Origin of the sequence: Bradyrhizobium sp. 195, assembly GCF_023101665.1 — a bacterium.
In the GTDB taxonomy this organism is placed as follows: Bacteria; Pseudomonadota; Alphaproteobacteria; order Rhizobiales; family Xanthobacteraceae; genus Bradyrhizobium.
Genome location: NZ_CP082161.1, coordinates 1,035,741 through 1,048,364 on the forward strand (window position 1 = coordinate 1,035,741; position 12,624 = coordinate 1,048,364).

A 12,624-nucleotide genomic window follows, 5' to 3' on the forward strand; every position below is an offset into this window, starting at 1 on the left:
ACCCCCGGGGGCTTGTCAAAATGTCAAGAAGAGGTCGGGGAGGTCGCTGGTTTTACAGGCTTGAGCCCGGCTCTCCGCCACATGCGCAACTGCGCTCCCTCCCCCTTGCGGGGGAGGGCGGGGGGAGAGCGGGTAGCCCAGTAAGTGGTGTGTCGGAGTTCGATGGAGCGAAATGCTCCTGATGGAGAGAGCCCCCGTGTGGACCCCTCTCCCTAACCCTCCCCCGCAAGGGGGGAGGGAACGCACTGCCTATGTGGCGGCAGTAAGTGCACCAACGAACAGCGCCCGCTCAAATATTCGCGGCGAGGTCCACGACTTCGTCGAACAGCACGCCGGTCGCCTTCAGCATCCGCTCGATCTCGTCGGCGGCCTCAGTGACCGTCCGTGCCGAGGTGTCGATCACGAGCTCGGCGGCCTGCGGTACCTCGTAGTCGTTGCCGATGCCGGTGAACGAAGCCAACGCGCCGGCGCGCGCCTTCTTGTAATGGCCCTTGGGGTCGCGCTCCTCGCACACTTCAGCAGGCGTCGCGACATGGATCTCCCGGAATGTGGTGTCGGCGATGCGGCGCGCGGTAGCGCGATCCTGGCGGGCCGGCGAAACCGCGGCGACGATGGCGATGTGGCCGTTACGGGCGAGATGCGTTGCGACTTCGGCGAGGCGGCGGATGTTCTCGCTGCGATCGGCGGTGGAGAAACCGAGATCGCTGTTGAGCCCGGCGCGCAGCGTGTCGCCGTCGAGGAGGATCGGCAAGCCGCCATTGGTGAACAGCCTTCGTTCCAGCGCTTTTGCCAGCGTCGACTTGCCGGAGGCCGGCAGGCCGGTGAGCCAGACCACGGCGCCGTTGTGGCGGTAACGCGCGGAGCGTTCGTCGGGACGCAGGGCCGATTCCACCGGCACGATGTCGACGGGCACGGCGCGCTGGCCGGCATCGACCGACAGGACCAGGCCGCCGCCGGCGATGCGTCCGGAGACCTCGATCACGAGACGGCCGGTGCGCGGGTTCTCGGTATAGGGATCGGTGGCAATCGAATTCGACAGAGAGATATCGATCTCGCCGACATGGTTGCGGCCGATCGCCTTGTTCTCGCTGCTCGAGAGCTCACCAGGATCGACCGCCTTCTCGATGGCGACGACAGTGGCGCGGCTTTCCTTCGGCCCGCAGCGCACCAGGAGCTGGTCGCCCTTGGCGAGCGGCCTGTCGTGCAGCCAGAAGATGCGTGCGCGCAGCCGGCGCGTCTCGCGCGGGGCACTGCCCGCATGCGCGACGATGTCGCCGCGCTCGATGAACAATTCACGATCGAGCGTGATGCCGACGGAGCGGCCCGCGCCTTGCCGTCCCGCCACCGGCGTCACCGGCCAGCTCTCGACCGACTTGATCTTGGCGATCTTGCCGGCCGGCATGATCACGATCTCGTCGCCGGCAATCAGGCTGCCGGATTCGATGCGGCCCGCCACGATGCGGCGATCGTCGAACTTGTAGATCGCCTGCACCGGCAGGCGCAGCGCCAGCGCTTCCAGCGGGCGCGCCGGCTCGAGCTGGTCCAGCGCCTCGACCACCGTCGGTCCCTTGTACCAGCCGATCCGGTCGGTACGCTCGGCGACGCCGTCGCCGTCGCGGGCGGAAATTGGGATCACGGCCGTGGGCTTCACGCCCAGGCCGTTGAGATGCGCGGAAATCTCGTCGCTGATCTCCTTGAAGCGATCGGCGGAGAAGTCGACGCGGTCCATCTTGTTGACGACAACAGCGACCTGCTTCACGCCGAGCAGATGCAGCAGGTAGCCGTGCCGCCGTGTCTGGTCGCGCACGCCCTCCAGCGCGTCAATGATCAGCACCGCGCCGTCGGCCTGCGAGGCGCCGGTGATCATGTTGCGCAGGAATTCGGCGTGGCCGGGCGCGTCGATCAGCACGATGTCGCGCGAATTGGTCCGGAAGCGGATCTGGGTGGTGTCGATGGTGATGCCCTGGTCGCGCTCGGTCTGGAGCGCATCGAGCAGGAACGACCATTCGAACGGCATGCCGCGCCGTGCGCTGACCGCTTTCAGCATTTCCAGCTTGCCGTCGGGCAGGCTGCCGGTCTCGTGCAGCAGGCGGCCGACCAGCGTCGATTTGCCGTGGTCGACATGGCCGACGATGACGATGCGCACCTGCGGGCGCGTGGTGCCGTTCGGGGTCGCAGGCGAAGCGGGGGTGACGATCATGTTCATAACGCGCTCGCGTCCTTGATCAGAGATAGCCGGCGACGCGAAGGCGCTCGAAGGCGTCCTCGGTCTCGTGGTCCAGCGCGCGCCCGGCACGCTCCGGCACCTTGGTCTGTTCGAGCTCGATCAGGATCTCGTCGATGCTCGAGGCGGTCGAGGCGACCGGATTGGTGATGTCCTGATCGCCCAGCGAGCGGTAGCGCTTACCGTTTTGCGACAGATAGAGCGGGATGATCGGGATGTTCTCGCGCTTGGTGTAGGCCCAGATGTCGGCCTCGGTCCAATGCAGGATGGGATGGATGCGCAGGTGCGCGCCTTGCGGCGGCGAGGCGTTGAAATGGTCCCAGAACTCCGGCGGCTGGTCGCGCACGTCCCAATTGCCTTCGAGGCCTCGCGGCGAGAACACGCGCTCCTTGGCGCGGGTGGCCTCCTCGTCGCGGCGGATGCCGGCGATCAGGCCGTCGAAGCCGAATTTGCCGAGCGCCATCTTGAGACCTTCGGTCTTGCGCGCAGCGGAACGGGCGGCCGGCGGCAGCGTCGGATCGACCGCATCGATCGGCGGGCAGGGCTCGACGCGCAAATCGAGATCCCACTCTTTGCCGTAATGATCGCGGAACCGATACATCTCCGGAAATTTCTTGCCGGTGTCGACATGAAGGGCGGGGAACGGCATCTTGCCGAAGAAGGCCTTCCGCGCCAGCCAGATCATGACGTTGGAATCCTTGCCGAGCGACCACAGCAGGGCGATCTTCTTCAGCCGGGCGAAGGCCTCGCGGAAGATGTAAATGCTCTGCGCCTCGAGCTGGTCGAGATGGTCCATGCTGGGCGCAACATCAGCAGAAAATTCTTGCGAGCCCCCGCGGCTGAGGGGGGCCGGGCTGCTCACTCCGACAAGCGCGGAATCGTCCTTGAGAAGATGCATCTCTGCCACTTTGCGTTTGGAGGCGAAAATTCTATAGTCACTGCGCGAAGTAGAAGAAAAAATTTTCTCTTTGCGCGCTCGAAACGACACATATATAGAAAATAATTCCAGTCAACCCCGTATCGGGGGAAGCGAGTATCGTATGCGGTTCTTGCCGGTGTTTCTCGATCTCAAGGCCGGTCCGGTGGTCCTCATCGGCGCGGGCGAGCTTTTGCGCGCCAAGTTGCGCGTGCTCGCGGCGGCCGGCGCGCGCATCCGCGTGCATGCGATCGGCGGCAATCAGGATCTGGGGCTCAGCTCTGAGGACGCAGCCCGCATCGAAATCGCGGCCGGCGATCCGCTCACCACCGATCTCTCGGGTGTCATCGCCATCGTCTGCGCGGGAGCAGGCGACGTCGGCGTTGCGATGTCGGCGCGGGCCAAGGCGCTCGGCCTGCCCGTCAACGTCATGGACGACCTCGAGCATTCCAGCTTCATCTTCCCGGCAATCGTCGATCGCGGCGATGTCGTGGTCGCAGTCGGTACCGGCGGCACCTCGCCGGTGGTGGCGCGACGCGTGCGCGAAAAGATCGAGGCGCTGCTTCCGGCGCGCATCGGCGAGCTCGCCGAATTCATCGGCGGCTGCCGCAAAGCCATCAATGAGCGCATCGCCGAGTTTCCGCTGCGCCGCCGGTTCTGGGAGCGGGTGATCGACGGCCCGATCGGCGCCGCCGTGCTCGCCGGCCGCAAGGCCGAGGCGGATGCGGCGCTTAAGGCGATTGCCGATCCCGCCGAATTCGCGCGCGCAGACAAGCCGGAAGGCTCGGTCGCGCTGGTCGGCGCCGGCCCCGGCGACCCCGACCTTCTCACCATCAAGGCGCTGCGCGCATTGCAGGACGCCGACATCGTCTTCCATGACGAATTGGTCTCCCCCGAAATTCTCGATCGCATCCGCCGCGATACCACGCGCGTTCCCGTCGGCCGCCGCGTCGGCAAGCCCGGCATCGGCCAGGACGCCATCAACAAGCGCATGATCGAGGCCGCGCAAGCCGGGCAGCGCGTGGTGCGGCTGAAAGGCGGCGATCCCTTCGTGTTCGGTCGTGGCGGCGAAGAGGTGGAAGCCTTGCGCGCCGCCGGCGTCGCCTATTCGATCATTCCCGGCATCACCGCAGGCCTCGGCGGCGCGGCCGATTTCGAGGTGCCGCTCACTTATCGTCACGAAGCGACCCGCATCACCTTCCTCACGGCGCACAAGGCACGCGATGCGGAAGTCGTGGACTGGTCGACATTGGCCGACACCAAGATGACCGTTGTGGTCTACATGGGCATGACCGCAGCGCCCGCGATACGCGCCGGCCTGTTTGCCGCCGGCCGTTCGCCGGAGACGCCGGTGGGCGTGTTCGCCCGCGTCACGCGTCCCGACGCGAAAGGCGCGATCGGCACGCTGCGCGACCTGCCCGAACTCGTGCGGCGGACCCAAGGCGGTCCCGCCATACTCATCATCGGCGACGTGGTCCGGCATGCCGGCTCGCTTCGCCGCCACTCTCCAAAGCAAATCATCTCTGACCTCCTGGATGCAGCCGAATGACCTCCCCGCTTGAACAGAAGAAGATCAAGATCGCCGGCCCCTCGATCGTGACCGCCAACCGGACCTGGGACGGCATCGTGGTGTATCGCACCGCCGCCAAGAGCTGGTCTGCGGACCTGTCGGAAGCTGCGATCGTGCGCAACTCCGACGAGGCCAAGGCGTTGCTTGCGGAGTCCGTCGCCGATGACGTCGGCGCGATCGGACCCTATATCGCCCCGGTGCAGGTCGGCGCGGACGGCAAGATCGAACCCGGCAATCTGCGCGAACAGATCCGCCGCACCGGTGTGACCATCGGACAGTCGGCCCAGGCTTAAGGCGCTTTCTTATGTACGCTTACGACGAAATCGACCGCACGCTCGTCAACGAGCGCGTCTCGGAGTTCCGCGACCAGGTAAAGCGCCGCCTCTCCGGCGAACTCACCGAGGACGAGTTCAAGATCCTGCGCCTGCAGAACGGCGTTTACCTGCAGCTGCACGCCTACATGTTCCGCGTCGCGATCCCGTATGGGACGCTGGCAACGAACCAATTGCGGGCGCTCGCCCATGTCGCGCGCAAATACGATCGCGGCTACGGCCACTTCACCACGCGGCAGAACATCCAGTTCAACTGGATCAAGCTCGCCGAGCTGCCGGATGCGCTGGAGGATCTCGCCAAGGTCGGCATCCATGCGATGCAGACTTCCGGCAACAACATGCGCAATGTCACCTCGGACCAGTGGGCCGGCGTCGCGCCTGGCGAGATCGAGGATCCGCGCATCTGGTCGGAGCTGATCCGCCAGCACACCACGCTGCATCCGGAATTCTCGTTCCTGCCGCGCAAGTTCAAGATCGCGATCACCGCGTCGGACCATGATCGCGCCGCGATCAAGATCCACGACATCGGCTTGAGGCTGATCAAGAACGAGAAGGGCGAGACCGGCTTCGAGGTGCTGGTCGGCGGCGGTCTCGGCCGCACGCCGTTCATCGCCAAGACCATCAAGCACTTCGTGCACGGTCGCGACATCCTCAGCTACATCGAGGCGATCCTGCGCGTCTACAATCAGTACGGCCGGCGCGACAACATCTACAAGGCGCGCATCAAGATCCTGGTGCACGAGCTCGGCATCGAGAAGTTCTCCCGCGAAGTCGAGGAGGAGTGGCAGCACATCCGCAACTCCTCGCTCCAGATCGACGACGAGGTGATCGAGGACATCCGCTCGCGCTTCACCTATCCTTCTTACGAGAAGCTGCCGCACATGCCGGACGAGCTGCGTCAGGCCGCGGCCGATCCCGACTTCGAAGCGTGGCGCAAGAACTCGGTGGCCCCGCACAAGGTGCAGGGCTACTCCATCGTCACGATCTCGTTGAAGCCGATCGGTGCGCCTCCGGGCGACGCAACCGCCGAGCAGATGGACGCGCTCGCCGATCTCGCCGACAAATATTCCTTCGGTGAGGTCCGCGTCGGCCACGAGCAGAACCTGGCGCTGCCGCATGTCGCCAAGCGCGACCTGCCGGCGCTGTGGAAGGCGCTCGACAAGCTCGGGCTTGCGACCCCGAACGTCAATCTGATCACCGACATCATCGCCTGCCCCGGGCTCGATTATTGCTCGCTGGCGAATGCGCGCTCGATTCCGATCGCGCAGGAATTGACGCGGCGCTTCGCCAATCACGAGCTCGCGAACCTGATAGGCCGCCTCCACATCAACATCTCCGGCTGCATCAATGCCTGCGGCCATCACCATGTCGGCCATATCGGCATTCTCGGCGTCGAGAAGAACGGCGAGGAGGTCTATCAGATCACCATCGGCGGCCGTGCCGACGAGAACGCCGCGCTGGGCACCCTGATCGGACCCGGTGTCAAATTCGACGAAGTCGCCGATGTCATCGAAGACGTCGTGGAGGCCTATCTGGCGCTGCGCGAGCGGCCCGAAGAGCTGTTCATGGACACGGTGAAGCGTCTCGGCGTCGAACCCTTCAAGGAGCGCGTCTATGCCACTCGTTAACGGCGGAAAGATCGCCGACGACAGCTTCGTCAAGCTGACCGTCGACACGCCGCTGCCCGAGGGCGGCGACATCCTGGTGCCGGCCGAACGCTTCCTCGGCGAAGCGGACGGCTTGCTTAAGCGCGCCGGCAAGGTCGGCGTGATCTGGCCGAACAGCCGCGATATCGCCGAACTCGTACCCTATCTCGGCAAGATCGCCGTCGTCGCGCTGGTGTTCCCGACCTTCCGCGACGGCCGCGCCTACAGCCAGGCGCGGCTGCTGCGCGAGCGCTACAATTACCGCGGCGAATTGCGTGCCACCGGCCAGATCCTGCGCGACCAGTTCGTGTTCATGCTGCGTGCCGGCTTCGATTCCTTCGAGGTCAAGAAGCAGGCCGACGCGGAAGCCTTCATGCAGACCGCCAAGCGCTATTCGGTGTTCTACCAGCCGACCGGCGACGGCCGTATCACGGCTTTGCACCGGCGCATGCAGCTCCGCCACTCCGAAGGTGTCGGCACATGAACGCGATCGCGCCGCAGATTTCGCCCGTCTCTGCGCTGCCTTCGGCGGACGAGCTCGATCGCGCCCTGCGCGATGCCTCGCCCGCTGAGATCATCGCGGCGGCGCTGAAGGCGGTTGGACGTGAAAGGCTTGCGCTGGTGTCGTCCTTCGGCACGGAATCGGCGACGCTGCTGAAGGTCATGGCGGACGTCGACCCGGCGATCCCGGTGATCTTCCTCGACACCGGCTGGCTGTTCGAGGAGACGCTCGCTTATCGCGACACCTTGATCGCGACGCTTGGCCTGAAGGACGTTCGCTCGATCAAGCCCGCAGAGGAAGCGCTGACGCGCGAAGATCCCGACCGCGACCTCTGGTTCTCCGATCCCGACGCCTGCTGCCGCATCCGCAAGGTGGAACCGCTGGCGCGTGCGCTGAAGCCGTTCGCGGCCTGGATCAACGGCCGCAAGCGCTTCCAGGGCAATGCGCGGACCGACATTCCGGTCGTCGAAGACGATGGCGCACGGCTGAAGTTCAACCCCTTCGCCAACGTCTCGCGTGAGGAACTCGAGGCGATCTTCGTCCGCGCCAAATTGCCGCGTCATCCACTGGCCGCCTCCGGTTTTCTGTCCGTTGGGTGTATGCCTTGCACCAGCAGAACGGCCGAGGGCGAGGACGCACGCGCCGGTCGCTGGCGCGGCCGGGCCAAGACAGAATGCGGCATCCACACGATGAAGACTTCGTAGCACAGTCGCGTCGCCACGAAGCGAACAAGAAAATCCGGTTCCGTTGACTTAAGCGCGTTTCGCCCCGAGTTATGCCTGCACGCCTTCGCTGACACCGACGTCAGCGAAGTGAATGGAGATGGACATGATGCGCCGTATCGTTCCGCTCGCTGCAGGCCTCGTCTTGACGGGTTTCTTGGCTAGCTCGGCTCTCGCTGCTGATATCAATCTGTTGAACGTGTCGTACGATCCGACGCGCGAGCTCTATGTCGAATTCAACAAGGCGTTTGCGAATGCCTATCAGAAGGAGACCGGCAAGAGCGTCGAGATCAAGCAGTCGCATGGCGGCAGCGGCTCGCAAGCGCGCTCGGTGATCGACGGCTTGCAGGCCGATGTGGTGACCCTCGCGCTCGCCTATGACATCGATGCCATCGCCGCAAAGGGCCTCACCACAGCCGATTGGCAGAAGCGGCTGCCGCAGAATTCATCACCCTACACCTCGACGATCGTCTTCCTCGTCCGCAAGGGCAATCCCAAGGCCATCAAGGACTGGGACGATCTGATCAAGCCGGGCGTCGCCGTGATCACGCCGAACCCGAAGACTTCGGGCGGGGCGCGCTGGAATTATCTGGCGGCCTGGGGTTTTGCGCAGAAAAAGCACGGCTCGGCCGACAAGGCCAAGGAGTTCATCGGAAAGCTCTATCAGCAGGTGCCGGTGCTCGATACCGGCGCGCGCGGCGCGACCGTCACCTTCGTCGAGCGTGGCGTCGGCGACGTGCTGCTCGCCTGGGAGAACGAGGCATTCCTGGCGCTGAAGGAGTTCGGCGCGAACAAGTTCGAGATCGTGGCGCCGCAGCAGTCGATCCTCGCCGAGCCGCCGGTCACCATCGTCGACAAGGTTGCCGATAAAAAGGGCACCCGCAACGCCGCCGATGCCTATCTCCAGTACTGGTACACCAAGGAGGGGCAGGAAATTGCCGCCCGCAATTTCTACCGCCCGCGCGATCCCGAGATCGCCAAGAAAAACGAAAACGCCTTCGCCAAGGTCGAACTATTTACGATCGACGACGTTTTCGGTGGTTGGACCAAGGCGCAGAAGGAACATTTCGCCGACGGCGGTATCTTTGACCAGATCTACAAGAACTGATCTGGCGCTGTCTTAAGGGCTTTTAGCAGGGGGCCTGGTGAGCGCATTCGCAGCAAGACGCCGGACATTGCCGGGCTTCGGTCTCACGATGGGACTGACGCTGTCCTGGCTGTCCATCATTATCCTGATTCCGCTCGCCGGGCTGTTCCTGAAATCGCTCGAGCTCAGCCCCGAGCAGTTCTGGAATATCCTCACCAGCCGCCGCACCCTGAATGCGCTGCGCGTCTCCTTCGGCCTCGCGTTCGCGGCGGCCTGCGTCAATCTCGTGATGGGCAGCATCATCGTCTGGGCGCTGGTGCGGTATCGCTTTCCCGGCCGCCGCCTGTTCGATGCCATCGTCGATGTGCCGTTCGCGCTGCCGACGGCGGTCGCCGGCGTGGCGCTGACCGCGCTGTTCGCCGAGAAGGGCTGGCTGGGGGCGCCGCTTGCCGCGGCCGGCATCAAGGTGGCGTTCACGCCGGTCGGCATCTTCGTCGCCATGATCTTCATCGGTATTCCCTTCGTGGTCCGCACCGTGCAGCCGGTGCTGCAGGATCTCGACCCCGAGATCGAGGAGGCTGCCGGCAGCCTTGGGGCCAGCCGCTGGCAGACCATCATCCGCGTGATTCTGCCCTCGCTCGCACCGGCGCTGCTCACCGGGCTCGCGCTCGCCTTCGCGCGCGCGGTCGGCGAATACGGCTCGGTGATCTTCATCGCCGGCAATCTGCCCAACGTGTCCGAGATCGCTCCGCTGTTGATCGTGATCCGGCTCTCCGAGTTCCGCTACGCCGATGCCACCGCCATCGCGGTGGTCATGCTCGTCGTCTCCTTCATCATCATCTTCGCCGTCAACCGGCTCCAGCGCTGGTCGCAGAGCCGGATACCGGCGCGTTGAGGGGCTGGCCATGACGATGCAGATCGCAGACTCCGTTTCGCTCTCGGCCCCCGATGCCAGGGCTCGCGCGCATGCGGCCGCGGCACGGGACAACCTCCGCACCGAGCCGCGCGCGGTGCGTATCGCCATCATCGCATTGGCGATGATCTTCCTCACGGTCTTCGTCGTGCTGCCGCTGGTGGTCGTGTTCGCGCAGGCCTTCTCGAAGGGGATCCTCGCCTATTTCGCCGCGCTCGCCGAGCCGGAAGCGCTGGCCGCGATCAAGCTGACGCTGCTGGTTGCGGCAATCTCGGTCGGCCTCAACCTCGTGTTCGGCCTCGTCGCGGCCTGGGCGATTGCGAAATTCGAATTCCCGGGCAAAACCTTCCTGATCACGCTGATCGACCTGCCGTTCTCGGTGAGCCCGGTAATCTCGGGCCTCGTCTTCGTGCTGCTGTTTGGCGCGCAGGGCTATTTCGGCGGCTGGCTCAGGGATCACGACATCCAGATCCTGTTCGCGGTGCCCGGCATCGCGCTCGCCACCACCTTCGTCACCTTCCCCTTCGTGGCGCGCGCGCTGATCCCCCTGATGCAGGAGCAGGGCACGCAGGAGGAGGAGGCCGCGATCTCGCTCGGCGCGTCCGGCCTGCAAACGTTTTTCCGCGTCACGCTGCCCAACATCAAATGGGGCGTGCTTTACGGCGTCCTGCTCTGCAACGCGCGCGCGATGGGCGAGTTCGGCGCAGTCTCCGTGGTCTCCGGCCATATCCGCGGCGAGACCAACACGATGCCGCTGCTGGTCGAGATTCTCTACAACGAATACCAGTTCGTCGCCGCCTTCGCGATTGCCTCGCTGCTGGCGATGCTGGCCTTGATCACGCTGATCGGCAAGACTGTTCTCGAACGTCACCTCGACGAAGGAGACGACGCAAGTGACCATTGAAGTCAAAAATCTCGTCAAGAAGTTCGGCGGCTTTTCAGCCCTCGACGGCGTCGACCTCAAGGTCAATGACGGCGAATTGCTGGCGCTGCTCGGCCCCTCCGGCTCCGGTAAGACCACGCTGCTGCGGATTATCGCAGGCCTCGACTGGCCTGATGCTGGCGAGGTCTTCTTCAACGGCGAGGACGCGCTGGCGCAGGGCGCGCGCGAGCGGCATGTCGGTTTCGTGTTCCAGCACTACGCGCTGTTCCGTCATATGACGGTGTTCGAGAACGTCGCTTTCGGCCTGCGCGTGCAGCCACGCGCGATACGGAAGGACGAGGCCACGATCCGTGCGCGGGTGAAAGAGTTGCTCGATCTCGTCCAGCTCGACTGGCTCGCCGATCGCTATCCGAGCCAGCTCTCCGGCGGCCAGCGCCAGCGCATCGCGCTCGCCCGCGCGCTGGCGATCGAGCCGCGCATCCTCCTGCTCGACGAGCCGTTCGGTGCTCTCGATGCCAAGGTGCGGAAAGAGCTGCGAAGGTGGCTACGCTCGCTGCATCACGAGATCCACGTCACCTCGATCTTCGTCACGCACGATCAGGAGGAAGCGCTGGAAGTCGCCAACCGCGTCGTGGTGATGGACAAGGGCCGGATCGAGCAGATCGGCTCGCCCGACGACGTTTATGAAAGCCCGGCGAGCGCCTTCGTCCACGGCTTCATCGGCGAATCCATCGAGCTGCCGGTTCAGGTCGAAGGCGGCGTCGTCAGGCTCGGCGACCGGCCGCTCCGGCTTGCGGCGGACGGGATTGCGCCTGGCGCGTCAAAACTGTTCGTGCGGCGACATGACATGTTGGTTGGCCCGCCCGGCAGCGGCGCCTTCGAAGGCGCCGTGCAGCATGTCCGCAATTTCGGTCCGGTACAGCGGGCCGAGGTCGCGTTGTCGGGCGGCGAGACGATCGAGATCGACGCCCCCCGCGGCAAGGAACTGCGCGCCGGCGATACGATCGGGCTCGAACCGCGCCGCTACCGGATATTTGCGGGTTAGAAATCCCCGTCATTCCGGGGCGATGCGAAGCAACGAACCCGAAATCTTGAGGTCGTGGCGCGAGATTCTCAGGTGCGCGCTTGCGCATCATAGTTCAGCGCTCCGCGCTGCCCCGGAATGACACCGGTCAGATTTTCTTCAAAATTCACCTTTCAGCCACGGTTGGTATGCAACAACGGCCCCTCATTCGGGGGCACCTCCATGCGCGCTGCGGCCGCAATTCTCATCACTTTGCTGCTCGCCGGCTGTGCCGGCAACGAGGCACCAGTCCAGCAGCCGTCCATGTATGCCGATATGGCGGTCCCGGGCTCCAAGCTCGATGCGCAGGCGGCCGCGATCATGATCTCGCAATACCGCCAGAACAACGCCCTCGGCACCGTCGTCATCGACCCCGACCTGATGCGGCTTGCCGAATCCCAGTCCAATGCCATGGCGGCGGCCAACAAGATGGACCACGACGTCCGTGCGCCGCTGGCCAAGCGGCTCAGCACGGGCGGTTACCCGGCGACGGTTGCGGTCGAGAACGTCTCGGCCGGCTATCATACGCTGGCGGAAGCATTTTCCGGCTGGCGCGACTCGCCTCCGCACCGCGCCAACATGCTCAAGGGCGGTGTCACAAAACTGGGCATCGCGGCGAGCTATGCTCCCGGCACCAAATACAAGGTGTTCTGGACCATGATCCTGGCCTCGACCGAGCCCCGATAAGCCAGACTTGATCCCAGCATGCATTGACGCCGCGGCGGAGTGTCGCCACGGTGGCGTGCCATTTGCTATTGTGTCATTT

General features: G+C 64.8%; 12 protein-coding genes. 10 read left to right on the forward strand and 2 right to left on the reverse strand.

The features are described 5' to 3' along the window. Positions 1-289: 289 nt before the first annotated feature. Both cysC and cysD read right to left on the reverse strand, forming a co-directional pair. Positions 290-2,206, reverse strand: coding sequence for an adenylyl-sulfate kinase (cysC, locus tag IVB26_RS04845; protein ID WP_247970810.1), 1,917 nt, complete (start codon positions 2,204-2,206; stop codon positions 290-292). A gap of 19 nt (positions 2,207-2,225) precedes the next feature. Next, positions 2,226-3,020 carry a sulfate adenylyltransferase subunit CysD gene (gene cysD / locus IVB26_RS04850; RefSeq protein ID WP_247561775.1) on the reverse strand — a complete coding sequence of 265 codons (795 nt, stop codon included), beginning with the start codon at positions 3,018-3,020 and terminating at the stop codon, positions 2,226-2,228. A 244-nt stretch (positions 3,021-3,264) separates the two neighbouring features. On the opposite strand from cysD, the gene cysG reads away from it, so the two are divergent. The 10 genes from cysG to IVB26_RS04900 all read left to right on the forward strand — a co-directional run bounded on the left by cysG (position 3,265) and on the right by IVB26_RS04900 (position 12,545). After that, positions 3,265-4,689: a siroheme synthase CysG gene (cysG, locus tag IVB26_RS04855; protein ID WP_247970811.1), complete on the forward strand. Its 1,425-nt coding sequence runs from the start codon at positions 3,265-3,267 to the stop codon at positions 4,687-4,689. Beyond that, positions 4,686-5,003 (forward strand): DUF2849 domain-containing protein, encoded by a 318-nt coding sequence (locus tag IVB26_RS04860; RefSeq protein WP_135166566.1) that lies wholly within the window; start codon positions 4,686-4,688, stop codon positions 5,001-5,003. Before cysG ends, IVB26_RS04860 begins: the two co-directional genes overlap by 4 nt. Positions 5,004-5,014: 11 nt before the next feature. Next, the gene (locus IVB26_RS04865) at positions 5,015-6,670 is read left to right on the forward strand and encodes a nitrite/sulfite reductase (RefSeq protein ID WP_246930741.1); all 1,656 of its coding nucleotides are present in this window, start codon (positions 5,015-5,017) and stop codon (positions 6,668-6,670) included. After that, a complete protein-coding gene (locus IVB26_RS04870) occupies positions 6,657-7,172 on the forward strand; it encodes a DUF934 domain-containing protein (protein ID WP_247970812.1) in 516 nt (171 codons plus the stop codon). The genes IVB26_RS04865 and IVB26_RS04870 overlap by 14 nt, the downstream gene beginning before the upstream one ends. Then, entirely contained in the window at positions 7,169-7,894 is a 726-nt protein-coding gene (locus tag IVB26_RS04875) for a phosphoadenylyl-sulfate reductase (protein ID WP_247970813.1), read from the forward strand. Before IVB26_RS04870 ends, IVB26_RS04875 begins: the two co-directional genes overlap by 4 nt. 124 nt (positions 7,895-8,018) lie before the next feature. Beyond that, the gene (locus IVB26_RS04880) at positions 8,019-9,020 is read left to right on the forward strand and encodes a sulfate ABC transporter substrate-binding protein (protein ID WP_247970814.1); all 1,002 of its coding nucleotides are present in this window, start codon (positions 8,019-8,021) and stop codon (positions 9,018-9,020) included. Positions 9,021-9,108: 88 nt separating this feature from the next. Beyond that, on the forward strand, positions 9,109-9,894 hold the full coding sequence (cysT, locus tag IVB26_RS04885; protein WP_247005272.1) for a sulfate ABC transporter permease subunit CysT: 786 nt from the start codon (positions 9,109-9,111) through the stop codon (positions 9,892-9,894). A 10-nt stretch (positions 9,895-9,904) separates the two neighbouring features. Continuing rightward, positions 9,905-10,816: a sulfate ABC transporter permease subunit CysW gene (gene cysW / locus IVB26_RS04890; RefSeq protein WP_247970815.1), complete on the forward strand. Its 912-nt coding sequence runs from the start codon at positions 9,905-9,907 to the stop codon at positions 10,814-10,816. After that, on the forward strand, positions 10,806-11,840 hold the full coding sequence (locus IVB26_RS04895) for a sulfate/molybdate ABC transporter ATP-binding protein (protein ID WP_247970816.1): 1,035 nt from the start codon (positions 10,806-10,808) through the stop codon (positions 11,838-11,840). Before cysW ends, IVB26_RS04895 begins: the two co-directional genes overlap by 11 nt. A gap of 201 nt (positions 11,841-12,041) precedes the next feature. Then, a complete protein-coding gene (locus IVB26_RS04900) occupies positions 12,042-12,545 on the forward strand; it encodes a CAP domain-containing protein (RefSeq protein WP_247970817.1) in 504 nt (167 codons plus the stop codon). Positions 12,546-12,624 lie beyond the last annotated feature (79 nt).

Excerpts from the sequence above, each read along its gene's own strand:
- cysD (WP_247561775.1), bottom strand. The coding sequence starts at position 3,020 with ATGGACCATCTCGACCAGCTCGAGGCGCAGAGCATTTACATCTTCCGC.
- cysW (WP_247970815.1), top strand. The coding sequence starts at position 9,905 with ATGACGATGCAGATCGCAGACTCCGTTTCGCTCTCGGCCCCCGATGCC.
- cysT (WP_247005272.1), top strand. The coding sequence starts at position 9,109 with ATGGGACTGACGCTGTCCTGGCTGTCCATCATTATCCTGATTCCGCTC.
- IVB26_RS04865 (WP_246930741.1), top strand. The coding sequence starts at position 5,015 with ATGTACGCTTACGACGAAATCGACCGCACGCTCGTCAACGAGCGCGTC.
- IVB26_RS04860 (WP_135166566.1), top strand. The coding sequence starts at position 4,686 with ATGACCTCCCCGCTTGAACAGAAGAAGATCAAGATCGCCGGCCCCTCG.
- IVB26_RS04875 (WP_247970813.1), top strand. The coding sequence starts at position 7,169 with ATGAACGCGATCGCGCCGCAGATTTCGCCCGTCTCTGCGCTGCCTTCG.
- cysC (WP_247970810.1), bottom strand. The coding sequence starts at position 2,206 with ATGAACATGATCGTCACCCCCGCTTCGCCTGCGACCCCGAACGGCACC.
- IVB26_RS04900 (WP_247970817.1), top strand. The coding sequence starts at position 12,042 with ATGCGCGCTGCGGCCGCAATTCTCATCACTTTGCTGCTCGCCGGCTGT.
- IVB26_RS04870 (WP_247970812.1), top strand. The coding sequence starts at position 6,657 with ATGCCACTCGTTAACGGCGGAAAGATCGCCGACGACAGCTTCGTCAAG.
- cysG (WP_247970811.1), top strand. The coding sequence starts at position 3,265 with ATGCGGTTCTTGCCGGTGTTTCTCGATCTCAAGGCCGGTCCGGTGGTC.
- IVB26_RS04880 (WP_247970814.1), top strand. The coding sequence starts at position 8,019 with ATGATGCGCCGTATCGTTCCGCTCGCTGCAGGCCTCGTCTTGACGGGT.